This is a genomic window from Acidisoma sp., from assembly GCF_965199065.1.
In the GTDB taxonomy this organism is placed as follows: domain Bacteria; phylum Pseudomonadota; class Alphaproteobacteria; order Acetobacterales; family Acetobacteraceae; genus Acidisoma.
This window is the reverse complement of the sequence record NZ_CBDAQN010000001.1, coordinates 1254635-1281075: the sequence shown is the minus strand read 5'-3', so window position 1 is coordinate 1281075 and position 26441 is coordinate 1254635. Positions and strand designations below refer to the sequence as shown.

26 protein-coding genes and 2 pseudogenes are annotated in these 26441 nt (G+C 67.0%); 6 read left to right on the top strand and 22 right to left on the bottom strand.

The features are described from left to right. Positions 1-64: 64 nt before the first annotated feature. From ACOEQ1_RS06005 to ACOEQ1_RS05980, 6 genes are all read right to left on the bottom strand, one after another. Positions 65-985, bottom strand: coding sequence for an efflux RND transporter periplasmic adaptor subunit (locus ACOEQ1_RS06005; RefSeq protein WP_419758290.1), 921 nt, complete (start codon positions 983-985; stop codon positions 65-67). A gap of 10 nt (positions 986-995) precedes the next feature. Beyond that, the gene (locus ACOEQ1_RS06000; RefSeq protein WP_419758289.1) at positions 996-1193 is read right to left on the bottom strand and encodes a DUF1656 domain-containing protein; all 198 of its coding nucleotides are present in this window, start codon (positions 1191-1193) and stop codon (positions 996-998) included. Further along, positions 1194-3251, bottom strand: a complete 2058-nt coding sequence (locus tag ACOEQ1_RS05995; protein WP_419758288.1) for an FUSC family protein — start codon at positions 3249-3251, stop codon at positions 1194-1196. A gap of 73 nt (positions 3252-3324) precedes the next feature. Beyond that, on the bottom strand, positions 3325-3537 hold the full coding sequence (locus ACOEQ1_RS05990) for a hypothetical protein (protein ID WP_419758287.1): 213 nt from the start codon (positions 3535-3537) through the stop codon (positions 3325-3327). A 117-nt stretch (positions 3538-3654) separates the two neighbouring features. Continuing rightward, on the bottom strand, positions 3655-4416 hold the full coding sequence (locus tag ACOEQ1_RS05985) for an ABC transporter ATP-binding protein (protein WP_419758286.1): 762 nt from the start codon (positions 4414-4416) through the stop codon (positions 3655-3657). Next, a complete protein-coding gene (locus tag ACOEQ1_RS05980) occupies positions 4416-5270 on the bottom strand; it encodes an ABC transporter permease subunit (protein WP_419758285.1) in 855 nt (284 codons plus the stop codon). The genes ACOEQ1_RS05985 and ACOEQ1_RS05980 overlap by 1 nt, the downstream gene beginning before the upstream one ends. A 162-nt stretch (positions 5271-5432) precedes the next feature. Between ACOEQ1_RS05980 and ACOEQ1_RS05975 the strand changes: the two genes are divergently transcribed. Continuing rightward, complete coding sequence (locus tag ACOEQ1_RS05975) at positions 5433-6377, top strand: aliphatic sulfonate ABC transporter substrate-binding protein (RefSeq protein WP_419758284.1); 945 nt, start codon at positions 5433-5435, stop codon at positions 6375-6377. Between the two features lie 18 nt (positions 6378-6395). On the opposite strand, the gene ACOEQ1_RS05970 is transcribed toward ACOEQ1_RS05975, so the two are convergent. Then, complete coding sequence (locus tag ACOEQ1_RS05970) at positions 6396-7625, bottom strand: aminopeptidase (protein ID WP_419758283.1); 1230 nt, start codon at positions 7623-7625, stop codon at positions 6396-6398. 117 nt (positions 7626-7742) lie between these two features. On the opposite strand from ACOEQ1_RS05970, the gene ACOEQ1_RS05965 reads away from it, so the two are divergent. After that, a complete protein-coding gene (locus ACOEQ1_RS05965; RefSeq protein WP_419758282.1) occupies positions 7743-8522 on the top strand; it encodes an N-formylglutamate amidohydrolase in 780 nt (259 codons plus the stop codon). 34 nt (positions 8523-8556) lie between these two features. Here ACOEQ1_RS05965 and ACOEQ1_RS05960 read toward each other — a convergent pair whose 3' ends face one another. The 3 genes from ACOEQ1_RS05960 to ACOEQ1_RS05950 all read right to left on the bottom strand — a co-directional run bounded on the left by ACOEQ1_RS05960 (position 8557) and on the right by ACOEQ1_RS05950 (position 11777). After that, positions 8557-9423 carry a DUF697 domain-containing protein gene (locus ACOEQ1_RS05960; protein WP_419758281.1) on the bottom strand — a complete coding sequence of 289 codons (867 nt, stop codon included), beginning with the start codon at positions 9421-9423 and terminating at the stop codon, positions 8557-8559. Further along, positions 9420-10706, bottom strand: coding sequence for a YcjX family protein (locus ACOEQ1_RS05955; protein WP_419758280.1), 1287 nt, complete (start codon positions 10704-10706; stop codon positions 9420-9422). The genes ACOEQ1_RS05960 and ACOEQ1_RS05955 overlap by 4 nt, the downstream gene beginning before the upstream one ends. 153 nt (positions 10707-10859) lie before the next feature. Then, positions 10860-11777: a LysR family transcriptional regulator gene (locus tag ACOEQ1_RS05950; protein WP_419758279.1), complete on the bottom strand. Its 918-nt coding sequence runs from the start codon at positions 11775-11777 to the stop codon at positions 10860-10862. A 100-nt stretch (positions 11778-11877) separates the two neighbouring features. Here ACOEQ1_RS05950 and ACOEQ1_RS05945 point away from each other — a divergent pair, with 100 nt between their 5' ends. The 3 genes from ACOEQ1_RS05945 to ACOEQ1_RS05935 are packed head-to-tail and all read left to right on the top strand — an operon-like array spanning position 11878 to position 13542. After that, positions 11878-12420 carry a carboxymuconolactone decarboxylase family protein gene (locus tag ACOEQ1_RS05945; RefSeq protein ID WP_419758278.1) on the top strand — a complete coding sequence of 181 codons (543 nt, stop codon included), beginning with the start codon at positions 11878-11880 and terminating at the stop codon, positions 12418-12420. 7 nt (positions 12421-12427) lie between these two features. After that, on the top strand, positions 12428-13069 hold the full coding sequence (locus tag ACOEQ1_RS05940; protein ID WP_419758277.1) for a pyridoxamine 5'-phosphate oxidase family protein: 642 nt from the start codon (positions 12428-12430) through the stop codon (positions 13067-13069). Beyond that, the gene (locus ACOEQ1_RS05935) at positions 13066-13542 is read left to right on the top strand and encodes a DUF1348 family protein (protein ID WP_419758276.1); all 477 of its coding nucleotides are present in this window, start codon (positions 13066-13068) and stop codon (positions 13540-13542) included. Before ACOEQ1_RS05940 ends, ACOEQ1_RS05935 begins: the two co-directional genes overlap by 4 nt. On the opposite strand, the gene ACOEQ1_RS05930 is transcribed toward ACOEQ1_RS05935, so the two are convergent. The 9 genes and pseudogenes from ACOEQ1_RS05930 to ACOEQ1_RS05890 form a co-directional block, all read right to left on the bottom strand. After that, positions 13522-14697: a winged helix-turn-helix domain-containing protein gene (locus ACOEQ1_RS05930; RefSeq protein WP_419758275.1), complete on the bottom strand. Its 1176-nt coding sequence runs from the start codon at positions 14695-14697 to the stop codon at positions 13522-13524. The two genes, ACOEQ1_RS05935 and ACOEQ1_RS05930, sit on opposite strands and share 21 nt — an antisense overlap. A 62-nt stretch (positions 14698-14759) precedes the next feature. Next, on the bottom strand, positions 14760-15899 hold the full coding sequence (locus ACOEQ1_RS05925) for an epoxide hydrolase family protein (RefSeq protein ID WP_419758274.1): 1140 nt from the start codon (positions 15897-15899) through the stop codon (positions 14760-14762). A 7-nt stretch (positions 15900-15906) separates the two neighbouring features. Next, the gene (locus ACOEQ1_RS05920; protein WP_419758273.1) at positions 15907-17262 is read right to left on the bottom strand and encodes an L-serine ammonia-lyase; all 1356 of its coding nucleotides are present in this window, start codon (positions 17260-17262) and stop codon (positions 15907-15909) included. 36 nt (positions 17263-17298) lie between these two features. After that, positions 17299-17838 carry a sarcosine oxidase subunit gamma gene (locus tag ACOEQ1_RS05915; protein WP_419758272.1) on the bottom strand — a complete coding sequence of 180 codons (540 nt, stop codon included), beginning with the start codon at positions 17836-17838 and terminating at the stop codon, positions 17299-17301. Beyond that, on the bottom strand, positions 17831-18361 hold the full coding sequence (locus tag ACOEQ1_RS05910; protein ID WP_419758656.1) for a glycine cleavage T C-terminal barrel domain-containing protein: 531 nt from the start codon (positions 18359-18361) through the stop codon (positions 17831-17833). Before ACOEQ1_RS05910 ends, ACOEQ1_RS05915 begins: the two co-directional genes overlap by 8 nt. 61 nt (positions 18362-18422) lie before the next feature. Then, positions 18423-20897: pseudogene (locus ACOEQ1_RS05905) on the bottom strand (sarcosine oxidase subunit alpha family protein); the annotation flags it as partial. A 1-nt stretch (position 20898) separates the two neighbouring features. Then, complete coding sequence (locus ACOEQ1_RS05900; protein WP_419758271.1) at positions 20899-21177, bottom strand: sarcosine oxidase subunit delta; 279 nt, start codon at positions 21175-21177, stop codon at positions 20899-20901. 12 nt (positions 21178-21189) lie between these two features. After that, positions 21190-22442: pseudogene (locus ACOEQ1_RS05895) on the bottom strand (sarcosine oxidase subunit beta family protein). A 98-nt stretch (positions 22443-22540) separates the two neighbouring features. Next, positions 22541-23233, bottom strand: coding sequence for a trypsin-like serine peptidase (locus ACOEQ1_RS05890; protein ID WP_419758270.1), 693 nt, complete (start codon positions 23231-23233; stop codon positions 22541-22543). A 126-nt stretch (positions 23234-23359) separates the two neighbouring features. On the opposite strand from ACOEQ1_RS05890, the gene ACOEQ1_RS05885 reads away from it, so the two are divergent. Next, positions 23360-23938: a tyrosine phosphatase family protein gene (locus ACOEQ1_RS05885; RefSeq protein ID WP_419758269.1), complete on the top strand. Its 579-nt coding sequence runs from the start codon at positions 23360-23362 to the stop codon at positions 23936-23938. Between the two features lie 4 nt (positions 23939-23942). Here the strand turns inward: ACOEQ1_RS05885 and ACOEQ1_RS05880 are convergent, their stop codons facing one another. Genes ACOEQ1_RS05880 through ACOEQ1_RS05870 form a run of 3 tightly spaced genes read right to left on the bottom strand, consistent with a single transcriptional unit; the run spans position 23943 to position 26429 of the window. Then, on the bottom strand, positions 23943-24671 hold the full coding sequence (locus tag ACOEQ1_RS05880) for an aspartate/glutamate racemase family protein (RefSeq protein WP_419758268.1): 729 nt from the start codon (positions 24669-24671) through the stop codon (positions 23943-23945). A gap of 20 nt (positions 24672-24691) precedes the next feature. Further along, positions 24692-25513 (bottom strand): ABC transporter permease, encoded by an 822-nt coding sequence (locus ACOEQ1_RS05875; RefSeq protein WP_419758267.1) that lies wholly within the window; start codon positions 25511-25513, stop codon positions 24692-24694. A gap of 4 nt (positions 25514-25517) precedes the next feature. Then, entirely contained in the window at positions 25518-26429 is a 912-nt protein-coding gene (locus ACOEQ1_RS05870; RefSeq protein WP_419758266.1) for an ABC transporter permease, read from the bottom strand. Positions 26430-26441 lie beyond the last annotated feature (12 nt).

Here is a 26441-nt window from a genome sequence, read left to right as displayed (position 1 = left end):
GCTGACAAAGATCTTCCGGCTCTTCTTTGGTAAAAAGAACGGCTTCCTCGAGCATCCGGCCATCTTAAAGATTGTTCTCTAGCCAGCGCTGCACGGCGCCCGCCAGTCCTTTCTGGACCGGCACCTCGCGCCCCACGTTCACCGAACAGGTCATCCCCGATGCAAGCAGCACGCCCGGCGGCACCTCGTCGATGACGACGTCGACGGGAATGCGTTGCGCCAGCCGGACCCAGTCGAACACCGGATCGACTTCGGGCAGGCCGCGCTCATTGACCTGATCGTTCTGATCGTTGATGCCGCGTCCTATGCTGCCGACATGGCCCTTCAGGCGCTGCGGGAAGCCCATCAGCCGCATGCTGGCGGGATCGCCCTCATGGACATGGGCGAGTTTGGTCTCCTCGAAGTAGGCGATCACCTGGAAGGAGTTGGTGTCGATCAGTGTGACGTATGGGTGCCCGGCGGTTGCGTAGTCGCCGGTCTGCAGGCGCAGATGGGTCACGATGCCGGTGACCGGAGCATAGAGCGTCGTGCGCGCCAGATTGTAGTTGGCGAGGTCGACGGCCGCTTGCGCTCCGGTCAAGTTTGCGTTCGCAACAGCCGAGGCAATGCTGGTGTTGGCGACATCCTCTTTCGAGATGAGGCCGGAGAGGCCGCGCCGTCGGGCCACGTCTTCCTGCCGTTCCTGGAGCTGTAGCTTGGCGGCATCGAGTTGGGCCTGGGCCTGGGCCAGCGCGATCTGGAAGCGCTGCGGATCGATCCGGAACAGCACAGCGCCTTTTTTGACCGTTTCGTTGTCGCTCAGCGGCACGGAGACGACCGTGCCCGATACCTCGGGCGCGACGACGACAGTCTGCGCGAAGACCCGTCCGTCCCTGGTCCAGGGAGCCAGCACATAGACATCCCAGAGCTGGATGACGACGAAGACCGCAACCGCGACGATGGCGAGTGTGATGAGAAAGCGTATCAGGCGGAGAATGACGGTCATCGGTTTCCGGTCAGGCGGCCAGATAGACGATGGCGCCGGTGATGATCAGGTAGAGCGAGAGTTCGAACAGGGCCGGGTGCCAGACGGCGGAGAAGATGCGCAGGCGCCCGAGCACAAACCGGATCGGCACGAAGACGATCGCGGCGAGCACGCAATAGAGGACGATGGGGGCGAACAGAATCCCGGCAAGTTGCGCTTCCGTAAACACTCAAGCGCCTCCCCGGAGCGGCGCTTCCAGCGCCAGAAAGCGTTCCGCCTGCGGCATCAGCGCCGAAATCGTGCGGAAGCTTGCCGCGGCCCTGAGCACCCCGGGGCGCGGCTCTTCGAACCGTCCGGCCAAGGCGAGCAGGCTTCCACTCGCCCGGTCCGCGGCGTTTGCCGCCCGGCGCGGCTCGCGGAGGCGGCAGAGCCGGTGCAGCGCCGCCTGCGCCTCGGCGGCTTCAGCCTTCGGGAGGTTGAGGCCGCTGAGTAACGAGTGCAGCCGCAGCGCCTCTTGCGTGATCATGAGCAACGCGCCGCAGTCGCCGATCGTCTGGGACCGGAGCGCGGGGTTCCCCTGCAGCCGCATGAAGAGGCGCTGCATGGCCTGGTTCTGGGTCACGAGCCAGCCTAGACGGTCGCGGTGGACTCCACCGCTTCGAATGAGGCGTTCGACGGATCTGCGGATGCGCCGTGTCAGGATTTTCGCGTCCCGCATGGGGTTCGGCGGCAGGATGACCTGAAACACCAGGACCGTGACCCAGGCTCCGAGCGAGAACGCGATGCCGTTATTGAGATAAGCCACGACGTTGAAGCTCATCTCGTTGGCGATGCCGAGCTGGGTGATGAAAAAGACGACGAAGCCGAGTGCCTGCAGAGAGTATTTCGGGATGGTGCTGGCGTAGATGCCGACGGCCAGGATGGGTGCAATCGTCAGGAACAGCAGCGGGTAGCCGGAAATCTCGGGCAGGACGCCGAACTCCCAGACAAACGCGATCACCGTCGAGAGGGTGATGCCCTTCGCAAAGTTCGTGCTGGCCGCCGCGGCGCTCGGCGCGCCGGACAGCAGAGCGCAAGCCGATGCGAGCACGATGAGAAGCGTCGGACCGGACGGCCAAGCGGTGATGTAGGAGAAAAGCCCCCCAAGCACGACGGCGATCATGCCGCGTGTGCCGTTCCGCACGGCCGTCGCGTAGTCCTTGAAGGCGCGGAGGCGCCGCAAGCCGTGGAACGGCGCCTGGTTCGCCCGCCAGGCGGCGAAGGGTGCAACGGTTTCATAGAGCTGCTGCAACTCCTGATGGACGCGCGCCAGCGTGGCCTCTTCCTCCACCGTGCGAGCATTGCCCTGGAGTGCCGTGACCTCGCGGGCGATCGATGCCAGGTGCTCCGCCATCGCCATCGGCGCCCGGTCGTCCTGCGGATCGTATCGCTGGACCGCCTGCAGGACATCCACCACGTGGCCGGCAACCGCGCGTCTGGCTTCGGTCGCCTCCGCATCAGACCGGTCCTCGGGCAACGGGCCGGCCCTCGGCTCGGTCAGCCGCGAGAGCGAAGCCCCGGCAGCCGAGACGGAGAGCAGGGCCGCGTACATAGCAGCGAGGCCGCGCCGGATACTGGGCGCGTGGCGGTTCACGTCGGTTGCCTCGACGCCGGAAAACTCGACGACCTCGTCCAGTCGTTCGATCTCCCCCGCGAGCCGGGTTCGCTCGGCGGTGAAGGCTGCGTCGTCCATGGGATTGCCGGCCGCGCGGCTCAGCAGGAGGCTGGCGACGCCACGCAAGGCGGCGCGGGCCCGGACCCGCATGGCGTCGGTGGTGACGCTCGGCTGGAAAATCATGGTGACGACTGTGGAGGTGACGACGCCCAGCGTCACGACGGCAAGCCGCGAAAGTGCGAAGGCCAGGACATGATCGGGCGAGCTGATCGCGCCGGCGGCGATGAGGGCGACCGTGTATCCGGAGAGGACTGCGGCATAGGCCCGGAAGTGGCGGAACATGCTGGAGGCAAAGGTGCAGAGCCCGAGCCAGAAGCCGAACGCGAGGATGAACAGGATCGGCTGCTGCGGAAACAAGGCCATGATGACGACAGCCGCGACCGCGCCGGTGATTGTGCCGAAGACACGCCACAGGCCCTTCGAGACGATGCCGCCACGGGAGGGGTTGGCGACGATCATGACTGTGACGGCGGCCGACGCCGGGGACGACAGCTGCAGCCAGAGCGCGGCGTAGAGGGCGATCGCCATCGCCAGCAGCGTCCGCGCGACATACGCAGTGGTCGGCGAAGGCATAAGTGCGGCCTTGATACCGCTCCAGGCCGAGGCTTGCCGAACAGGTGACGCAGGACCCGAGACAGCACTCATTTCAGCTGTTCTCCTCAACCGCACGGTGGCGGGCGAAGGAGCGCAGCAACCGGCCAAGGCCGCTGTAACGGAAATCCGGTTCCGCCGCGTTCACGTCTTTGACGAAGGTCACGGCGAAGGCGCGCGGGCGCTTGCCGATCTCCAACCGCCACGCGGTTGAGAGGCGGTAAGCCTGGCGGCAGAACTCGCTTGCTGGGATTTGGGCGTCCGCCATCGCATGATCCGATCGATGGCAGTTTATAGTTACGACGGTAACGAGAGGCCAGCCTGCAACGCCACGGCCGGGGGACGGCAGCCTCCCTGGACGATCCGGCCCGAGTGGTCGCTGGCCTTAAGAAAGCCCGGTTTCGTCCACGCCCAGGGTGGATAGCAGACGTTGACGCAGCCGGATGAACTCCGGATTGCCATGGTGACGCGGGCGGTCGAGCGGGATCGGGATATCGGCCCCGATTCGCCCGTCGATCAGCACCACCGCGCGGTCGGCCAGCAGCAGCGCCTCATCCACGTCGTGGGTCACGAGCAGGACGGTGAGATCATGCATCTGCCAAAGCTTGCCCACGAGCGCCTGCATCCGCAGCCGCGTCAAAGCATCGAGCGCGGCGAAGGGCTCGTCGAGCAGCATGAGCTTGGGGTCACGGACCAATGCCCGGGCAAGGGCGACACGCTGCGCCTCGCCGCCGGAGAGCGTGAGCGGCCAGGCGTCGAGCCGGTCGGCCAGCCCGAGTTCGGCGAGCGCCGCGCTCGCCTTCGCGCGCGGGTTGCCGGTCCGCAGGCCGAGCGAGACGTTGCGCCACACCTTCTTCCAAGGCAGCAGCCGCGGCTCCTGAAAGACGACCGCTCGACGATCCGGCACGGTGACGGTGCCGGAGGGCGCGTGGTCGAGCCCAGCCAGCGTTCGCAGCAGGGTCGACTTGCCGGAGCCCGACCGGCCGAGCAGGGCGGTGAAGCTCCCCGCCTCGAGCTCGAGGTCGAGGTCGTCGAGGATGTTCGGACCACCGAACGAGCGGGTGAGGCCGCTGATGCTGACGGCGACCTCGCCGCGGGTTACGCGCGGCTCGTCGAGCACCGGAGCCGTCGACTGCAGAGCGGTCATCACACGATCCCCCGATTTACCTGTTGCGGGCCGACGAAGCTTGGCCGCCAGACGAGCGCTCGCCGCTCGATGGCGCGGACCATCTGGTCCGTGGTGAGACCGAGGATCGCGTAGATGATAAGCCCCACGAAGATCACGTCGGTCTCGAGAAAGTCGCGGGCATTCATGACCAGGTAGCCAATGCCGCTGTTGGCGTTGACCTGCTCGGCCACCACCAGCGTGAGCCACGCGATCCCCACGGCATAGCGCAGGCCGACAAGGAACGATGGCAACGCGCCCGGCAGGATGACGTTCCAGATGATCTCGGAGCGGGTGAGATCGAGCGTCGAGGCGGCTTCGATGATCTTGCGGTCGACCGCGCGGATGCCGGCGAAAAGGTTGAGGTAGATCGGGAACACCGAGCCGAGCGCGATGAGCGCGATCTTGGGTGTCTCGCCGATGCCGAACCACAGGATGAAAAGAGGGATGAGCGCCAGGTGGGGCAGGGTTCTCACCATCTGCAGCGTAGAGTCGACCGTGTTCTCGCCGAAGCGGGAGAGCCCGGCGAACAGCCCGAAGACGACGCCCAGCACGACGCCGATGCCAAGCCCCACCATGACCCGGACGAGCGACACCCAGAGGTTCGTCAGCAGCTGTCCGGTGACCAGGAGCTGCCAGAAAGCCTCGGCGACCATGACCGGCGAGGGCATGAGCCGGCTGTTGATCCAGCCCAGCGAGTCCAGCGCCTGCCACACAATCAGTATGAGGACGGGCACCAGGAAGCGGTGCGCGCTGCCGAGCAATCCATTGCCCACGACCGGTCTTGGACGGGACGCGGATCGCGCTGACGAGACGCTCACAGCGGCGCTGGCCATAGGCTCACTCCAATACAACAGAACAGTGACAACGAGACGTGGAACATAAATATACACGATTGACGAGGACGAGATAGTTCAAATACCACGGCTGTGAAGCGGGTAACGCATGATGCACCCGCGTTAACAGCCATGTTCATGGCTCAGTGCCGGGAAACCACGATGATCTCTCGCCGATCGTTCCTGATGACGGCACCAGCCGTGGCAACCGCCGGTTATATCGGCGCGGGGCGTTCGGCCTCGGCCGCGGGGGGCACCATCCACCTCGGCTACCAGAAATACGGCACACTTCTGCTGCTGAAGGCCGCCGGCACTCTGGATCGGACGTTGGCGCCCCTGGGATTCACGGTGAGCTGGAGTGAATTCCTGTCAGGGCCTCCGCTTCTCGAGGCGCTGAACGCCGGCGCCATCGATTTCGGCATCACCGGCGAAACTCCGCCGATCTTCGCCCAGGCTGCGGGCACGCCCTTCGTTTATGTCGCCGCCGATCCGCCGGCGCCCAAGGGCGAGGGGATTGTCGTGCCCTCCGGCAGCACGATCAAGACGCTGAGCGACTTGCGCGGCCGCCACATCGTGACGACCAAGGGCTCCAACGCGAACTATCTGTTGGTGGCGGCCCTGGCCAAGGCTGGTTTGACGCCGAAAGACGCGCAAATCAGCTTCCTTGCGCCCCCGGACGCATTCGCCGCCTTCCGCACCGGCCGCGTAGACGCCTGGTGCTGCTGGGATCCGCTTTTTGCCGCCGCCGAGATGACGGGCGGTCAACTCGTCGCCGACGCCGAGGGCATCGCGCCGAACCACCAGTTCTTCCTTGCCCGGCGTTCCTTTGCCGAGGCGAATGCGCCCGTGGTTCGGGCGGTGGTCTCGGCCGTGGGGGCCACCGAAAAAAGCGTCGCCGCGGACACCGGTGCGGCTGCGATCAAGCTCGGGCCCGAGACCGGCATTCCAATCCCGGTTCTGCAGAAGGCTCTGGCGCGCGTCGCCTACGGCGTCGGACCGATGACGCCTGCGATCTTCGCCGACCAGCAAAAAATAGCCGACACCTTCTTCGGCCTCGGGCTTGTACCGAGGAAGATCGTCGTCACGGACGCCGCCTGGCAGGGGTGAACGCGGCCTGACGCCAGGCTAGATGACCCACTCGCCGGCGCGCATGAGCCCCTCGGCCTCGCCGGAAGCCGAGACGCCGTCGACATCCACCTCGCCCGAGCCGATCATCCAGTCGATATGGATGAGGCTCCGGTTGGCGCCGACCTCCACGAGTTCCTCCTCGCTCATCGTCTCGAAACCCGTGATGCACTTGTTGTAGGCTTGGCCCAGGGCGATGTGGCTGGCGGCGTTCTCGTCGAACAGCGTGTTGTAGAACAGGATGCCGCTTCTAGAGATCGGCGAGGAGTTCGGCACCAGCGCCACCTCGCCGAGGCGCGCGGCGCCGGCATCGGTCTCCAGCACCTTATGCAGCACGGTCTCGCCCGTCCGTGCTGTTGCCTCCACGATGCGACCTGCCTCGAACCGCACGGCGATGCCTTGAATGAGCGTCCCCTGATAGGAGAGCGGCTTGGTGCTCGTCACCCGGCCTTCCACTCGCTGGGCATGAGGCGTGGTGAAGACCTCCTCGGTCGGGATGTTCGGATTGCAGACGATCCCGTTGCGCGCCGCTTCCGAGCCCCCCGCCCATTCGTGGCGGTCGGCGAGGCCGACGGTCAGATCGGTGCCCGGCCCGCGGAAGCGCAGCGCTGAGTATCGGCGCTCGTTGAGGAACGTCTTGCGGTCGCGCAGACGCGCGTTGTGGGCGTTCCAGGCCGCCACGGGGTCGGCCTCGTCGATGCGCGAGGCGGCGAAGATCGCGTCCCATAGCTTCGCCACGGCGGTCTCGAGGGGGACGTCGGGGAAGACCATCTTCGCCCATGACGGGCTGGCGAAGGACAGGATGCTCCAGTTGATATGGAAGTCGACGATATGCTTCAGCGCCGGCAGGTAGGCCTTGGAGCGGGCCCGGTTGGCGCGGCTGACCTTTTCAGGGTCCTGGGCCGCCAGCAGAGCCGGGTCGTCGCCCGCGATCGCCAGGCGCGCGGCGCCGTCGCCATAGGCTTTCGCCATCCCCTCGAACAGCCAGGCGGGGGCGGTATCGAAGCTCTCGGGTGCGCCATATTCGAAGCGGGCGAGGGTCGACTGATCGTCGCCGTAGAAGGTGGTGACGAGCGAGGCGCCCGCCTTATAGGCGTGACGTGTGATGAGCCGCGTCAGCGGCAGCGCTTCGAGCGGCGCAGTCATGACCACTTCCTGGCCAGCGCGCAGGCCAAGACCCACCTTCACCGCGACCTCGGCGAGGCGATCGAGCTTCGTTTCGAAATCCATCAGGATGTCCTCGTTCTGTGTCGATGAAATCAGGACCAAATGGCCGCCGGGTCAAGTAGGGGAGGCGAAGCGCCGCTTGGACATGACGCGACCGGTACCTGCCGCTATGATGGAGTGATGCAGCCGTCGATCGTGACCCTTCTATCCGAGGATGAACCCGCACCGGTGGTGATCGACCACCCCGACGGTGCCTCCGATTTTTTCTTTGTTTGCGATCATGCCGGGCGGCGCATGCCGAGGCGGCTCGGCCAGCTCGGCGTCTCGGACGCGGAGATGGAGCGGCACATCGCCTACGACATCGGCGCGGCCTCGGTTGCTGTCCGGCTCGCCGATGCGTTCGACGCGACGCTCATCCGCCAGATCTATTCGCGTCTGGTGATCGACTGCAACCGCGACCCGTCGGTGCCGAGTTCGATCCCGGAGATCAGCGAGACAACCCCGATCCCCGGCAATGTGGGTCTGACGGATGCGGAGCGGGAGGCGCGGCGGGTGGCGCTTTTCCAACCCTACCACGCCGCGATCACGGCGGCGCTGGACGCGCGGGCGGCCCGGCCCACGGCCTTCGTTGCCGTCCACAGTTTCACCCCCGTCTACAAGGGCGAGGTGCGGCCATGGCATGCGGGCGTGCTCTACAACCGGGATGCGCGCCTGTCGCTTCTCCTCAAGCGGCTATTGCTGGAAGAGGGCGATCTGGTGGTTGGCGACAACGAGCCTTATTTCGTCAACGACCTCACCGACTACTCGATCCCGGTGCATGCCGAGCGCCGGGCATTGCCTTACCTCGAGTTGGAGATCCGCCAGGATCTCATAGCGAACGAGGCGGGGCAGGCCGGGTGGGCGGCGCGCTTGATCCGCCTGCTGCCAAAGGTCTGGACGGAGTTCCGCGCCGCCTCCTGAGGCTCGCCGGATCGTGGTCCATCTTGCACCACCGTCATTCCGTGTCGCGCGTCCCGTCGAGCGGATTGCAGGCGGCAGCCGTCGCACGCGCCAGCAGGATCATGCGGCGGGCCGCGACGCCGGCGCCGGCCATCTCTCCAAGCGCATGGGTCAGCAGCGGATTGGAGAGCACGGCATGAGCGGCCGCGTTGATCGCGGCCTCCGACCCGGCCACCAGGCCCGCCGCCATCATTGTGCGGCGGAGCAGACCGAGCGTGCCGAACAGGCCCGGGCGCATGCCGTGCAGCGCCGCCACCTGGCGCACGAGCCGCACCCCACGCCAAGCCACGAGAAGCACGACCAGAGCCGGCGCCGGCGTGGCGGCGATCCCGGCCGCAGTCTGAAACGCGGCGTTCCGTCCCAATGCGTCGCTGCGAGCGCGCAGCCCGGCCACCGGCCCAGCCCGCAGCAGGGCCAGGATGGCGTCGGGGTCGTTGGTGGCGTTGATGGCCGGTACGAGCGTCGCGGCCTCGGGAAGAGTTGCGGCCCAACTCCGGGCCGCCGTGTGGATGCGGTGGGCGTCGCCGCTCGCCAGCGCGCGCCTCAAGCGGTCGACGCGGCCCAACGCGAACAGGCCGCTCAACTCTCGCCAGATTGCCGCCAGCAGAAGCCCAAAGCCCAGGACTGCGACCGCGAGCGTCAGCCAACCCAGCCAGACGGTGCGGTCGAACTGGGTCGCGACGAAATTGGCCGTCTGCAGCGCCGCCAGTCCGATCGCCAAAACCGCCACGCCCGCCAGTGCCAGCACAAAGCCGGAAGCGCGCGGCGCCGGTTCCTCGGTCGCCTCCACCACCACCGGCATCATCGGATCGAGGCGCGGTCCCTTGGCATCCTCGATCAGCAGGCGCGGCGCGCGGGTCACAGCACGTCGTCCAGCAGGAAGGCGAGCAGCGCATCCATCTCGATCTGAGGGATGCCCGCGCGTCGGGCGTGAGGTAGGCGCGTCGGCTCGAAATCAGGCAATGCGAAAAACGGATGCGTCCAGAAGGCGTCGTCCGGTGGCTGGTCGGGAACCTCGCCCGGATAGGAAAGGGCGACACCCTGGCCCGCCACCCGGCCGCGCACGGCCGAGACGCTGCGGCCGCCCAGCTGCCAGGCGGCATCCTCCGTGCAGCGGATCGAGGCGATGGCGAACCAGGCCGAGGCCATTTCGGTCTCCCGTTCCGTCAGCGCCTTCATCAGGCTGCGGAGGTTGCCGCGTTGGCGGGCGGCCACATGATCGGCCTTGGTGGCTGCATAGGCAACGCGCCCGATCACCGGCGGTGGCAAGCGCAGGGAAAGCAGCGCCGTCACGCTCTCCATCCAGGAGGACTGCCAGCGCAGGGCGCCGGAGGCCGCCGACAGTGCCGCCTGTGTGTCGGCAAACCCTTCATGTCCGGATGCGAGTGCGGTCAGAAGATCGGCCAGCACCACAAGACGGTCGAGTTTGCCGAAGAGCGGCGAGAGCAAGTCCTGTCGCGCCGCATTGGCGTAAGCGGCGTAACGCTCCTCGAGAAGGCCGGCGAGGCCGCCACGTCCGCGCAAGGGGAAAAATCCGATCCAAGGCGGCTCCGGACCCGGCGCCGGCATCAGGAAGCGTCCTGGTTGCAGATAGGCGAGCCCCGCCTCGTCCCGCAGCCGGTGCAGCAGGCTTCGATATAGGCGATGCCCCGTCGCGGCCAAGGCCTCGTCGCGCGCGGCATCCCCCGGCAGCGCCGTGGAGAAGGTGAGGAAATCCTTTGCCACGGGCTGGTTCTCCAACCGGCGGAGCACGCCCTCGGACCAGTCGGCAAAGCTCATGCGCAACAGCGGGAGGTCCAGCAGCCACTCGCCTGGATAGTCGAGGAACTCGAGGCGCAGACGGCGCGGCGGCAACTGCCCGGCGAGGCCCGCCCGAGGCACGGTAACGTCCAATGCCAGCAGCGAGACCGCTCCGGTGCGGGCGGGCCAGGCGGCCGGCTCTGCGGCAAGCGCGTCGAGATGGGCGCCGTAGTCGAAGCGCGGAACTCCGGAGGCGCCGCTTTGGGCCAGGGCGACGCTGACGCGACGGCCGCCCAACCGGGCTGCCAACGCGGGCAGCGTCGGCTGACCCGCCCCCATCGCCAGCAGGTTCGCGGCCAGCGATGTCAGGAACGCGGTTTTCCCTGCCCGCGCCAGGCCGGTCACGCCAATGCGGATCGTGCCGCCGGTCCATCCGGTAAGGTTAGGGATCAGGCCCGTTGGATCACCTGGAACGGCATGCTGCTCATGCTCAGCAAGTAACGCTGATTGCCGAAGGCGCAAGCGCAAGACCGGCCACCGCCTCAGCCTTCCTTGGATTCACCGCAAGCCCGCCGCGTGAACTTCCCCGGTTCCGCTGACGGCTCCGGCTGCGAAGTAGGTGCGCGCTTCAGCAAGAAAGGCGGCAACGTTCGCCGTCGTGCGGCGGCTGGGCTGATAAAGCGCGCTCACCGGAACCTGCGGTGGTGCGAACTCTTCCAGCAAGGGCACGAGGCGACCGGCGCGCTGCGCCTCGTCCACCTGATAGGAGAGCGTCCGGGTGATGCCCAAACCCGTTTCAGCCGCGGCAATGGCGCAATCGGCCGTGGTCACGCTCAGTCGCGGCCGGATGCGGACCGCCTCATCTCGAAACCGCCACTCGTTGGTCTGCCCCAGACCCTCGAAGACGATGAGGCTGTGGTTCTTGAGGTCGGCGAGGCGCTCCGGCACGGGATGGGTGGCAAGATAGTGCGGGCTTGCAACGACAACCTGCCCCACGCTGCCGAGACGCACAGCGATCAGACTGCTATCGGCAAGCGGCCCGATCCTGACGGCAACATCGACGCCTTCCTCGGCCACGCGCGCATTGCGGTCCGAGAGCATCAGCCGAACCGAGAGCGCGGCATGTTGCCGCATCATTGCCACGACGATCGGAAGCACATGCAGGCGCCCAAACACGACCGGAGCGGCAACAACCATTTCGCCGCGTAGTTCTCCGGTGTCGCCGCGCAGTGCCCGCTCGGCATCGTCCAGCTCCTCGATAATGCGAATGCACCGGTCGAGATGAGCGGCCCCCAGTTCGGTCAGGCGGACCGAACGCGTCGTGCGGCTCAACAGCTCCACGCCGAGCCGGTCCTCCAACTGTGCCACGGCGCGCGTGGCGACGGACGGCGACAGACGTGTTCGGCGAGCGGCCTCGGCGAAGCTACCGCTCCGGGCCACCGCCACGAACATCCGCATCGCCTCGAGATGATCCATGGTCATTGCTAGGACGGCAACAGAGTAATGCCAAGATGCCGGATTATTCTCGGCAGCGTTTCAGTCCATACCTCCCGGACACCAAAGCAAGAGGCACACCATGTCCCATATTCCTGCTCCCGCCCGAGACGCCGTTCCCGCTGGTTCCCAGCCGCTGCTCGATGCGGTGGAAAAGCAGCTAGGGCTTGTTCCGAACATGTTCCGCGTGATCGCGCTCAGTCCGCACGCGCTGCAGGGCTACCTGAGCCTGAGCGGCGCATTGGCAAAGACGCTGGACGTGAAGACGCGCGAGCGCATCGCCCTCGCCGTGGCGCAGGTGAATGGCTGCGATTATTGCCTGTCTGCCCACAGCTACCTCGCCACCAACCTCGCCAAGCTCGATGCGGGGGAGATCGCCCGGAACCGTGAGGGCGCCTCTGCCGATGCGAAGGCAAATGCCGCCGTCGCATTCGCCGCGACGATCACGAGAAATCGCGGTCAGGTCACCGAGGCCGATATTCAATCCGTGCGCGCTGCCGGTTATACCGACGGACAGCTGGTCGAGATCGTGGCGATCGTGGCCGAGAACGTGTTCACCAACTTCCTCAACATCGTCGCCGGCACCGAAATCGATTTCCCGGTCGTGACCGCCAAGGCGGCCTGAGCGCACCGTGGCCTACGGCTTCCTTGATCTGCTTGCGACGCCCGCTGTCCGCAACGCGCAGGCAGAGCAGGGAAGCCTGGGCTTGTGGGACGGGAAAGGCGGCGACCGGACCTTCGACCGTTTCGGCGCAAGCGAAGCGGCCTTCATCGCCGCCCGCGACAACTTCTATCTCGCGACCGTCTCCGAATCTGGCTGGCCCTACGTGCAGCATCGCGGCGGCCCGCCGGGCTTCCTCAAACTGCTCGACGACCAGACGCTGGCCTTCGCCGACTACCGCGGCAACCGGCAGTATATCAGTCTCGGCAACGTCAAGGCGGATGACCGGGTCTCCCTGATCCTGGTCGATTACCCGCACAAGGCGCGGCTCAAGATACTGGCGCACATGCACGCTGAGGATCTCGCCGCATCGCCGGATCTGGCGGCAAAACTGGTCGATGCCGGTTACCGCGGAAGACCGGAGCGGGCCTTCGTGCTGCGTCTGGAAACGTTCGACTGGAACTGTCCGCAGCACATCCGGCCCCGCTACACCACGGAGGAGATCGAGGCTGCCGTATCTCCACTCCGTCATCGTATCGAGGAGCTTGAGCGGGAGAACGCGAGGCTTGCCGCGCAACTGCTGCTCTACAGCAACAAGGAGAGAGGCCTTTGACCGATCAAGCCCGGCCGCCGTTCCCGCCCTTCGACCTGGCGAGCGCGACGCTGAAGACACGCAAGGCCGAAGATGCGTGGAACAGCCGCGACCCGGCCAAGGTGGCGCTCGCATATACTGTCGACAGCCGCTGGCGTAACAGGGACGAGATCTTTCAGGGCCGGGAAGCCATCGTCGATTTTCTGACGCGCAAGTGGGCGAAGGAGACGGATTACCGGCTGATCAAGGAGCTTTGGGGTTTTCGCGAGAACCGGATCGCGGTGCGGTTCTGCTACGAGTGGCACGACGAGACTGCTGCCTGGTTCCGCAGCTACGGCAACGAGTTGTGGGAGTTCGACGAGAGCGGCCTCATGCGCGTGCGCCATGCGAGCATCAACGACATTCCGATCGCGCAATCTACGCGGCGGTTCCACTGGCCGGTGGGGCAAGCTCGGCCGGACGATCATCCGGGGCTAAGTGAGCTCGGCCTCTGACATCCGCACAGGCTCGGCGCTTGTGCAGGTGAGGCTCGCGAAGAGGCGATCGAGGTCGGCGGCCGTTGCCACCGCAAGGCTCGTCAGTCCGAGCCACGACGCCATCAGCCGCAGTTCCTCGATCAGCCGTTCCGCCGTGTGGTGCGGGGCATCGGGCTCGAGGTGCGCGCGCTGGATGATTAGCGTGCCGGCTTTGCGATCCGCCTTCAGGTCCACGCGGCCAACGAGCGCGCCGTCCATCAGGAATGGCAGCACGTAGTAGCCGTGCTCGCGCTTGTGGGCGGGCGTGTAGATTTCGAGCCGATAGCGGAACCCGAACAACCGCTCGGTTCGCGGACGGTGCCAGATGAGAGGGTCGAAGGGCGACAGCAGCGCCGAACCCTCCAGCTTGCGGGCGGCGCGCGCATCCTTGTGCAGATAGGCTTGCTGCTGCCAGCCGCGCACGCGCACGGGGATGATGGTCCCGTCTTCGACCAGTTGTTCGATCGGCAGGCGCGCGTCCGGGGCAGGAATGCGGTAGTAATCGCGCAGGTCGTCTGCCGTCGCGATACCAAGCGCCCGCCCGGCGCGTGCGATGAGCGCCCGCCGGGCATCGACGCCGCGGGGCGTGGGAAGCTCCAGTATTGCACGCGGCAACACGCGCTCGGGCAGGTCATACACGCGCTCGAAGCTGCCCCGGCGGTGTGTCGAGGCGACCAGCCCAGCCCAGAACAGCCATTCAAGCGCGTGCTTGGCGGCGCTCCACACCCACATCCCCTTCGTCGCCCTGGTTGCCGCCACGTCGGACGCGGCGAGCGGCCCCTCTGCCTCGATGCGCGCGAGCAGAGCGGTGGCCTCGCGCCGCTTCTCCCCGGCGAAGGGCTCGAGAGGCCCCCACACGCCCTGGCCCCGCAGCGCGCGGGCCATGCGCCAGCGCAGAAGCGGGTGGCACTCGACCGGCAGCAGCGACGCCTCATGCCCCCAATATTCGAACAGGCGCTTCGGTTTGGCGGCCACCAGTTTGTCCAGCAGGGCTATCTCGTAGGCGCCCAGCCGAGAGAACAGCGGCAGATAGTGCGCCCGCACGAGCACGTTCACGCTGTCGATCTGCAGCAGGCCGAGCCGCTCGACGCCCTTACGCAGCAACGCGGCACCGATGGCTTCGTGCCGGCGCATTGGGTTGAACCCCTGTGCCGCAAGGGCGATGCGACGGGCCTCGGACGCGGAGAGTTCGGCCTTCAGTGCGGCTCTCTCCCGACAATGGAGACGAAGGCGCGCAGGTCGGCGAGCATCAGCGCCGGTTGCTCCATCGCGGCGAAGTGCCCACCGGCGGACGGCTCGCTCCAATGCACGATGCTGTAGGTCTTTTCGGCGAGCGAACGCGGCGGCGGCCTGAACACGGGATCGGGGAAGGCCGCGACACCGGTCGGCACCCGGATGCGCGTGCCGGCGGGAAAGGTCTGCGTGCCCTCCAGACGCCTGCCGCGGTAGATCCAGGTTGCCGTCACAACGGAAGACGGCGCGACATACAGCATGATGTTCGTGAGCAGCTCCTCCTCGGAGAATTTGCTCCAGATGTCCGGGCTGCCGTCGGCGGTCTTTGGCAGGTCCGCCCACATGCCGAACTTTTCGAGTATCCAACCGGCGGCGCCCACCGGACTGTCGGCCATGGCGACGCCCAGCGTCTGAGGGCGGGTTCCCTGCTCATGACTGTATCCGCCCTCCAACTCGAGCGTGGCCGTCCGCTTGGCGAGGAAGTCCTTCTCTTCGTCGGTCGTGGGAGTGGCGTCTTCCGCCATCAGATTGACCATGTTGACGTGGATGCCGAGCAAGGCGTCGGGCTGGCTGTGGGCCATCCAGCCGGCGATCCCCGAGCCCCAGTCACCGCCCTGCACGATGTATCGGCGTTGCCCGAACAACTGCACCATCAGCCCGTGCATGAGATCCGCCGCCCGGCGCGGGCCGATGATGCCGGTGATCGGCTTGGAGAAGGCAAAACCCGGCAGCGAGGGGACGATGACATCGTGCCCATCCGCCGCGAGTGGACCAACAAGCTTTTCAAATTCGAGATACGAGCCCGGCCAGCCATGGAGAAGCAGAAGCGGCGGCTTTGAGCCGTCACCGCGAAAATGGATGAAGTGGATACGCTCACCCTCGACATCGGCCATGAAGTTGGGGAGCTGGTTGAGGCGTCGCTCGACCGCGCGCCAGTCGTAGGTGCTCCGCCAGTAGGTGACGAGACGCTTGAGGTCGTCGATGCCGACCCCCGAGGTCCAACCACCTGCATCGGGCAGCTGGCTCCAATCATAGGCCTCGACCTTCGCCATGATGGCCGCAAGCCGTTCGTCGGGTATGTCGATCGTGTAGGGCGAGACCATGTTCCCCTCAGCACTCTGTAAAGTTCACCGCCAGCCCGCCCAGCGACGTTTCCTTGTATTTCGACTGCATATCTTGCCCGGTCTGACGCATGGTCGCGATCACCTGATCGAGAGACACGCGATGCGTGCCGTCCCCATGCAGTGACAACGACGCCGCGTTGATCGCCTTGATCGCCCCGAACGCGTTGCGCTCGATGCAGGGGATCTGCACGAGACCGCCCACCGGGTCGCAGGTCATTCCGAGGTGATGCTCCATCCCGATCTCAGCCGCATTCTCCACCTGCGCGATCGTGCCGCCGAGCGCTGCCGTCAACCCCGCCGCCGCCATCGAGCAGGCGACGCCGACCTCGCCCTGGCATCCCATCTCGGCGCCCGAAATCGACGCGTTGATCTTGAACAACGCCCCGATCGCCGCCGCCGTCAGCAGGAAATCCCGCATCCCCTCCAGGCTCGCGCCCGGACAGTCGTCGCGGTAGTGGCGCAGCACCGCCGGCACCACGCCCGCCGCCCCGTTCGTCGGCGCCGTCACCACCCGGCCACCCGCGGCGTTCTCCTCGTTCACCGCGATCGCGTGGAGGCTCACCCGGTCGAGCAGCGTGTGCGGCAGCGGGTCGTTCCGGGCGCCCGCCGTCTCCATCCGCGCCAGCAGGGCCCGCGCACGCCGGCGCACCTTCAGCCCGCCCGGCAACTCGCCTTCGCCCGCGATGCCGCGGTCGATGCAATCCATCATCACGGCGATGATCTCGTCCAGCCGCCGCTCGATCTCGGCTTGCGGCCGCAGCACGCGCTCGTTTTCCCACATCATCCCGGCGACCGAGAGGCCCGAAAGCTCGCCGAGCCGCAGCATCTCGCCGCCGTTCCGGAACGCGTAGGGCAGGGGGTCGTCGGTCCCCGGCAGGGGCACGCCGACATCGGCCTCTTTCGCCACAAAACCACCGCCGACCGAGCACCATCGCTCCGACACGATCTCAGCACCGTCCGCGCCAAGCACGGTGAACACCAGCGTATTGGGGTGGACGGGCGTCGCCGCCGCCGTGTCGAAGACGATGTCCGTTGCCGGATCAAACACGATCATGCCGCGCCCGACAGGCAGGCGATGCGCGCCGCGAGCGTCGTCGATGATGCGGCGCGCGGCCTCCGCCGTCACGCTGTCCGGGCGCTCACCGGCGAGCCCCAGCATCACCGCCGTGTCGGTCGCGTGGCCACGGCCGGTCCAGGCAAGGGAACCCAGCAGGTCCACGCGGATGCGAGCGGGTTGCGCCGTCAAGGAAGACGCGAAGGCGGCCGCCGCCTTCATCGGCCCGACGGTGTGAGAGGACGAAGGGCCAATGCCAATCTTGAACAACTCGAAAACGCTAATCAAGGTCAGCGCTTCTTTTTAAAAAAAGAAGCAAAAATTTCAATTCCCGAACTCCCGCATGTGCTCGCGCAGGAAGCCATGAACATACGGCGCGAAGCTGCGCCACACCTCGATGTGGAAACTCTCGGGCGCCGCCCGCCACAGCACGATCTCGGCCTTCGCCAGCACCGTGCGCGTGCACATGCCGACCGGAAACGCCGAGGGGTCGAGGTCCAGCGGAACGCCGCCCGAGAGGACCGTCGCCGCCCGCCGCCCCGACAGCCGCAGACCCACCTGCCGGTCGGACACGTCCACCATGCTGTGCGGCAGCTGGGAAATCCGGTCCTCCGCTTCGGCGTCGATGCTCTCCAGCCCCGCCGCAGGGGCGAGCAGAAGCCACTCGTCCGGGCCGAGCCACAGCGCCGCGCGGTCTGCGGCCATCGTGGAACGGCAGGCCTCGCGCGGCAGGGAGATGCCGAAGGCCTCGCTCATCGCCTGAACCGCACCCTCCGGGCCGCGAAAGATGAAGCGGCCGAACGGCGGCAGCGTCTCCAGGCTAACGCCATCCGCACCGATCGTCGCGTCCATCACGTCAGACATCGAGGCGCGTTCCTTCCGGGTCGTAGAAGACAGGTGGCACGACCTTCACTGCGAGAGGCGCGACGGTGCCCCGGAACCCGCGCGGCATCGGCACATAGAGCGTCTCTCCCATCCGGCTGCGTCCCGCCGACAGCATGGCCAGTGCAATCGGATGCTCCAGCACGGCGCTCTGATACGAGGAGGTGACATGCCCGATCGCCGTCAGCGGCGGCTCCATGCTCCTGCCCGCGACGATCTGCGCGCCTTCCTCCAGCACGGTGCTGCGATCCAGGCTGAGCAGGCCCACCAGTTGCTTGCGCGTCGGGTCCATCATGCCCGAGCGCGTCAACGAGCGCTTGCCGACGAAATCCGGCTTCGCCTTTCCGATCGCCCAGCCGAGGCCCACATCGTCCGGCGTCGCCGTGCCGTCGGTTTCCTGGCCCACGATGATGAAGCCCTTCTCGGCGCGGAGCACGTGCATCGTCTCGGTGCCGTAGGGCGTGATCCCATGCGGCTGACCCGCCGCGTAGATCGCGTCCCACACGCGGCTCGCCTTCACCCGCCGGCACGTTGACCTCGAAACCGAGTTCGCCCGTGAAGCTCACCCGGAACAGCCGCGTCCTCACGCCGCAGATGCGGCCCTCGGCCAGCGCCATATGAGGCAGCGCCGTCGGTGACAGATCGATCCCCTCCACCAGCGGCGCCAGCACCTCGCGCGCGCGCGGCCCCTGCACGGCGATGACCGCCCATTGCTCTGTCACCGAGGTCAGCCAGACCTGCAGGTCGGACCATTCCGTCTGGAGGTAGTCCTCCATCATGTTCAGTACCGAGGCCGCGCCGCCGGTGGTTGTCGTGACATGGAAGCGGTCGGGCGCGAGGCGTCCCACCACGCCGTCATCCAGCACGAACCCGTCCTCGCGCAGCATCACGCCGTAGCGGCAGCGCCCGACGCCGAGCTTGGTCCACGGGTTGATGTACATGCGGTTCATGAACTCGGCCGCATCGGGTCCGACGACCTCGATCTTGCCGAGCGTGCTCGCGTCGAAAATCCCCACCGCGTTCCGCACGGCGAGGCATTCCCGGGCGACGGCGGCGTGCATGTCCTCGCCACCATGCGGGAAGTAGCGGGCGCGTTTCCACAGGCTGACATCCTCGAACACCGCGCCGTGCGCCTCGGCCCAGGGATGGATCGGCGTGCGCCGGGCGGGGTCGAACAACTCGCCGCGCGCGGCACCCGCGAAGATGCCGAAGGTCGTTGGCGTGAACGGCGGCCGGAAGGTGGTGAAGCCGACCTCGGGGATGGACTTCCCCTGCGCCTGCGACAGCACGCCGAGCATCGGCATGTTGCTCGTCTTGCCCTGGTCGGTCGCCATGCCCGTCGTCGTGTAGCGCTTTGCGTGCTCGACCGAGCGGAAGCCTTCGCTCACCGCGAGCTTGAGGTCCTTCGCCGTGCTGTCGTTCTGGAAATCGACGAAGGCCCGCACGCGTGACGGGTCCCGCGCATAGGGTAGCGTGCCCAGCACGCTCGACACGTCGGCTTCCGGCGAGACCGTGACGTAAACGCGGGAGGGCGCCTCCGTGGCCCCGGCCGCTTCCGCACCGGCGCGATGGCCGCCGGCCAGCGCCTCCGCCAGCCCATACTCCCCGTTCGATCCACCCGCTACGCGGATATGTTGGGCGGCGACGTCCGGCACGTAGGCCTGCAAAGCCTCGTCGAAGCGCAGTTTGCCGAGCGACTGCGAGAACAGGTGCACCGTCGGCGTCCAGCCGCCCGCCATCAGCAGCAGGTCGCAGGCGTGATCCTCCGTGCTGCCGACCACGCCCCCGGCGTCCACCGCCGCGAGCGACACGCCATCGACGCGCAACCTGCCGGAGGTGCCGGCGACGGTCATGCCAGTGTGTACCGGCAGCCCGGCTTTACGCGCCGCCGCGAACCAGGGGCCGCTCGGCTGCCGCCGGACATCGGCGATGGCCGCGATCTCGACCCCTTCCTCGGCGAGGGCCAGCGCGCTGCGGTAGCCGCTATCGTTGGCGGCGACGATCACGGCGCGGCTGCCCGGCTTCACGCCATACCGCGTGATGTAGGTATGGGCGGCGTCCGCCAGCATGATCCCTGGGCGGTCGTTCTCGGGGAAGGTCAGCGGCCGCTCCATCGCCCCCGCCGCGAGCACCACCTCGCGTGCCCGCACCTGCCACAGCCGCTCCCTTGGGAGGTCCGTGTCGGGCGCCGCCTGATGGTCCGTCACCCGCTCGACGAGCCCGATATGGTTGTGCGGGAAGTAGCCGAACGCGGTCGTGCGCGGCAGCAGCGTCACCCGCTCGTGGGTGGCGAGTTCGGCCAGCGCCTCGGAGACCCAGATGCGGGCAGGGCGTCCCGCGATGGTGGACGCGGTATCGGCCAGCAGCGAGCCGCCCATCTCGGCCTGTTCGTCGCAGAGGATGACGCGGCAGTTCGCTTCGGCGGCGGCGAGGGCGGCAGCCAGTCCCGCCGGCCCCGCGCCGACGACAAGCACGTCGCAATGGGCATGGCGTTGCAGGTAGCGGTCGGGGTCGGGCGCGGTCGGCACTCGCCCGAGGCCTGCCGCGCGCCGGATCACTGGCTCGTAGACGCGGTCCCAGAAGCCGCGCGGCCACATGAAGGTCTTGTAGTAGAAGCCGGCGGGGAGCAGCGCCGAGAAGCGGTCGTTGATACCGCCGACATCGAAGCCGAGCGACGGAAAGCGGTTCTGGCTGATCGCGTCCAGCCCCTCGTACAGCTCCACCTGGGTGGCGCGCAGGTTCGGTGTCGTCCGCGCCGCATCCCGCCGCACCGTCACCAGCGCGTTCGGCTCGTCCGAGCCCGCCGTCATGATGCCGCGAGGCCGGTGATACTTGAACGACCTCCCGACGAGGTGGACGCCGTTCGCCAGCAGCGCCGAGGCGAGCGTATCGCCCTGCACCCCGGTGTAGCTCCGGCCATCGAAGCGGAAGGTAAGGGCGCGGCTGCGGTCGATGCGGCCGCCGGTCGCGGTCCGGAACGGCTCGCGGTTCGTGGCGGTAGCGACGGGCGGCTCGAGAGTCGTGGTCAGGGAATCCGGCATTTCATACAGCCTCTGGTCGCGGTTCGCCTGACTTATAGGTGGTCACGATCCGGTCCGTCGTCGTGTCGCGCAGCATGTTGAAGAAGCGCGCGCAGCCGTGGATGTGCCGCCAGCGCTCAGCGTGCACCCCCTTCGTGTTGTCGCGGAGATACAGGAACTCGGCCCAGGCTTCGTCGGTCAGCGCCGCCGGGTTCTCCGGTCGTGCGATATGCGCCTGCCCGCCGTAGCGGAACTCGAGTTCGGGTCGCGGGCCGCAGAAGGGGCAGGGGATGAGGAGCATGTCTCTGACTGCCTAATGCGCGACGGCCGCGGCGGCGGCCTCGTCGATGAAGCGTCCGGTGGTGAAGCGTTCGAGGCTGAAGGGCGCGTTGATCGGGTGCGGCTCGTCGCGGGCGATGGTATGGGCGAACAGATGCGCCGAGCCCGGCGTCGCTTTGAAGCCGCCGGTGCCCCAGCCGCAATTCACGTAGAGGCCCTGCACCGGCGTCTTGGCGATGATGGGCGAGCGGTCGGGCGTCGTGTCGACGATGCCGCCCCAGTTCCGCAGCATCCGCAGCCGCCGGTACATCGGCACCAGCTCGCAGATGGCGTCGAGCGTATGGCTCGTCACATGGAGCGCGCCGCGTTGGGTGTAGCTCGTATAGGCGTCGGTTCCGGCGCCGATGACCATCTCGCCCTTGTCGGACTGGCTGATGTAGGCGTGGATGGTGTTGGACATGACGACGCAGGGGAAGTCCGGCTTGACCGGTTCCGACACCAGGGCCTGCAGCGGGAAGCTTTCCAGCGGCATGCGCAGCCCCGCCATGCCCATCACCACGCTCGTATTGCCTGCCGCCGACACGCCGACCTTTGGCGCGCGGATGAAGCCGCGCTCGGTTTCCACGCCCTCCACGGCGCCGGCGGCATCACGCCGGATGCCCGTCACGGCGCAGTTCTGGATGATGTCGACGCCCATCGCATCGGCCGCCCGCGCGTAGCCCCAGACGACGGCGTCGTGCCGCGCCGTGCCGCCGCGCCGTTGCAGCGCCCCGCCGAGGACCGGGTAGCGGATATTGGCGGAAATGTTCAGCGGCGGGCAGAAGGCCTTGCACTCGGCGGCACTGAGCCACTCGTTGTCGACGCCTGCCGCACGGTTGGCGTGGACGTGGCGCTTGAAGGTCTGCACGTCATGCACCGTATGGGCGAGCATGAGCACGCCGCGCTGCGAGAACATGGTGTTGTAGTTCAGCGTCTCCGACAGCGTTTCCCAGAGCTTGACCGAGTGGTTGTAGAGCGCGGCGCTCTCCGGGAAGAGGTAGTTGGAGCGGATGATGGTGGTGTTGCGGCCGGTATTGCCGCCGCCGAGCCAGCCCTTTTCGAGCACCGCGATGTTCCGCAGCCCGTGCTCCTTCGCGAGGTAGTAGGCGGCGCCCATGCCATGCCCGCCGCCGCCGACGATGACGCATCGTAGGCGGGCTTGGGTTCGGGCTCGCGCCAGAAGGGTTTCCAGCCCTGGTGGCCGCCAAAGGCGTGACGAAGCAAAGCGAGGCCGGAGAAGCGTTCCATGGACCGTCCGTGGCTGTGCGAGTTCGACGAGTGGTGCGCGAAAACCCCTTATATAGACAGAACGCAGGGGGCGGCGAATTTGAACAGAGGCGACGGGTCTAGTTCGCAAGCGGCTCGGCGAGGCCGATGCGGCCGGAAGGTCCGGTCACGGCCACTTCCAGCCCAACGACGTCCCAGTCGCCGCTCGGCGCCCGGGAGAACAGCGCCGCGCCGCTGGTGCCAGGTTCGCCATAGCAGTCATGGACGAGCAACCGGTGTCCGCCATGATCCACGGCGAAGCCACGCAACCGGCAGCTATCCGCCTCCAGCACCTCGTCATGGTCGCGGTTGTAGCCGCCAAGCAGCAGCGGCGCGCCGATCCTCGGGGTGGCAGGAGCAAAACGCACGTCATCGCCAAGGTCGCCGACTGTGTGGTCGAGCGTCAGAAAGGCGCGGTCGAGGCCGAGCGTGTGCAATTCGTGGAGCGGGTCGTAGCCCGGTGCGATGGCAAACGCGACGACGCGGGCGTGGTCGGCATAGGCGCCCATGTCGTAGCGCCACAGGAAGTGGACGGAGCTCGGCTGCACGTATCGTCCGGTGACATGGCGGAACAGACAGTGCGCGGCCGTCATCACGACGCGGGGGCTGATGAGGAAGCCGGTGCAGCGGGTGCCGAGTTCAGTCTGAACGCGCCCGAGCGCCGTCCATGGCGGTGTCGCCATATCCACGGGCGAACTCGGTGATCCGGCTCTCGCCGCTGCCGGCACGATCAGGAGGACGAGCGCGGCGGTGACCATGGCAAGGAGGCGCATGCGATCCGATCTGACCGGGGAGCGCCACGATACCATAATCCATCGGCTGCGACCTCAGGGGAGCCTGGCACTGGCGCGCCAACCGGTGCGCCCCACATTAGGGGCCAAGGCTTGGACAGAGGCACCATGAGCACCGACACGCCGCCCTTCGGCATTACCATCTGCGGCATCGACGAGTTGGAGGGGCACGGAGCACTCGGCGCCACGCATGTCCTCTCCATCCTCGACCCGGATCATCCGGTCCCCGAAGCCTTCGGGGAGTATGGCGAGCATGACCGCCTCGAACTGCGCTTCAACGACATCATCGACCCGACGCCCGGCATGATCCTGCCCGGGCCTGAGCACGTCGAGGCGACTCTCGCCTTCGGCCGCAGCCTTGCGGCTGATCCGCAGGCCAACCTCATCGTCCATTGCCATGCGGGAATTTCCCGCTCCACCGCCTCGATGGTGCTGATCCTCGCCCAGGCGCTGCCCGGCGAGCCCGCCGAGACGATCCTCGCCATGGTTCACGGCATTCGCGAGAAGGCCTGGCCCAATCTCCGCATTCTCGAACTGGGCGACGCGATGCTGGGCCGCGACGGCACATTGGTGAGCGCCGCCTACAGGCTCTACCGGCTGCAGATCGAGCGCCGGCCGCAACTGGCAGAGATGATGGACGCGGGTGGCCGCGGCCGTGAAATCCGCGCTGCTCTCGCCCTTGGCTAGCTGCTCAGGGCGCGAACGCCGTCAATATGCCCGTATAGGACTTCGCCGCCGGACGCGCGTAGCCGCCAACCTTGGACGTGCGTAGCCCGAGCCCGACCACCGCCTCCGCAAGCTTGACCGCCGCCGCCACGCCGTCGATGACCGGCAGCCCCATCTCCTCCGTGAGGTCGCGCGCTAAGTCCGCCATTCCGGCGCAGCCGAGCAGGATGCACTCGGCCCGGTCCTCGGTCACGGCCCGGTGGATTTCGGTTCGGACCTTTGCGACCGCGCCGCTCAGCGGGTCCTCGAGCGCCAGCACCGGCACGCCCGCGGCGCGCGCGCGTCCGCATGCCTCCATCCCGTGGCGCCGGATGAGCCCCTCCATCGCGGGCAGGGAGATCGCCTGCGTCGTCACGATGGTGAAGCGGTGCCCCAGCATCGAGGCCATCCGCATCGCCGCCTCGCAGATGCCGAGGACGGGCACCGAGGCGATCGAGCGCGCGGCGTCGATGCCCGGGTCGTCGAAGCAGGCGACGACGATCGCGTCGGCGCCGCGTCGCTCACCCGCCGCCACCTCGGTCAGAAGGCCGGGGAGACAGAGCGCCTCGTCGTAGAAGCCTTCGATGCTCACCGGACCCATTGCCGGGTTCACAGCCTCGATCTGCGTGCCAGGGCTGGCCACGGACCGGGCCGCGGCGCCGATCTTGGCGGTCATGGAAGCGGTGGTATTGGGATTTATGACGAGTAGCTTCATGACCGCTTAGTTAGGCTCGGTTACAGCTTGGCCAAGCGTCGGCGGCGGATCACCGCCATGGTTGTCATCGCCACCAGGATCACAACTGCGGAGAAGGCCGTCGTCAGCGTGCCGAGCGCGTAGATCACGGGCGTCGTCACATTCGCCGTCATCGCGAAAATCTCGAGCGGCAGGGTGTTGCTGTCGCCCGCCGTCATCATGGTGCGGGGATATTCGTCATACGAGAGCGAGAAGCCGAACAGCGCGATGCCGATGACGCCGGGCAGGATGATGGGCAGCACGACCTCGCGGAAGCTGCGCCAGGGGCTCGCACCCAGATCGCGCGCCGCTTCCTCCCAGCTTTTGTTGAAGCGGTTGAAGACCGCGAACATGATGAGCAGGCCGAACGGCATGGTCCAGGTGAGTTGCGCGCCGAAGGCCGTGCTGTACCAGGCGGGGTCGATGCCGAGCTGGCTGAACAGCAGGCCGATGCCGAGGCTGACCAGGATCGACGGCACGATGAGGCTGGCGATGACGAGATAGAACAGCACCGTCGAGCCGGTGAAGCGCCGCCGGAACGCCATCCCGGCCGCGACGGAGATGACCACGTTCGCCACCATCACCATCAGGGCGAGGATCAGCGAGCGCGTGATGGAGGCGCCGAAGTCGCCGACCATCTGCGCCTGGAACAGGGCATGGAACCAATGGAAGGAAAAGCCGTTCATTGGAAAGGTCAGGCCGCCGTTCGGTCCCTGGAAGGACAGGATGACGATGGTGGCGATCGGCCCGTACAGGAACAGCACGAAGGCCGCGAACAGCGCCGCCAGGATGTAGAACGAAAGCCCGCGCCGGTCCCGGTTCATCGGCTCAGAGTTCCTTGCGGATGTCGACGACGCGCAGGATGAGGAACACCATCACCAGCACGATCGCCAGCAGGATCACCGCGTTCGCCGCCGCCGCCGGGTATTGCAGCTGCGACATCTCGTTCTGGATCATGATGCCGACGGAGGCGCTCTGGCCGCCGCCCATGATGCTGACGCTCACGAAGTCGCCCATCACCAGCGTGATGACGAAGATGGTGCCGATGCCGATGCCCGTCTTCGACAGCGGCAGGATGACGTTGAAGATCGTCTGCCAGAAGCCGGCGCCATTATCATGCGCCGCCTCGATCAAAGTCCGGTCGATCCGCATCATCGAGTTGAAGATCGGCGTCACCATGAACAGCGTGTTCAGATGCACGAAGGCGAGGATGATGGCGAACTGGCTGTACAGCAGGAAGGTCAGCGGTTGATGGATCAGGTGGAAATGCAGCAGCACGCTGTTGACGATGCCGTTGCGCCCCAGCGCCGGTATCCATGAGATCGTGCGGATGATGTTCGAGGTCAGGAACGGTATCGAGCAGACCAGGAATAATCCCATCTGCCATGCCGCGCCGCGCACCTCGAAGGCGAGGAAATAGGACAGCCAGAAGCCCAGGAACAGCGTGATCGCCCAGGTGATGACCGCGTATTTGATGGTGACCGCGAAGGTCTCCCAGGTCACGGCCGAGGACAGCGCCTCGCCGTAGTTGTCGAGCACGAAGCTCCACAGGATCTGCACGGAGTTGTAATCGAGGAAGCTGACGACGACGAGCATCAGGATCGGGATGACGAGGAACACCCCGAGCACCAACGTCAACGGCAATGCGAGCAGCCAGGAACCGGCGGACGACCCGCCGGCCCTGGCCTTCTTCACGCGCATCGCGGGTTTCGCAGCAGCGGTCTCGATCGTTGTGCTCACGCGCGGCTCGCT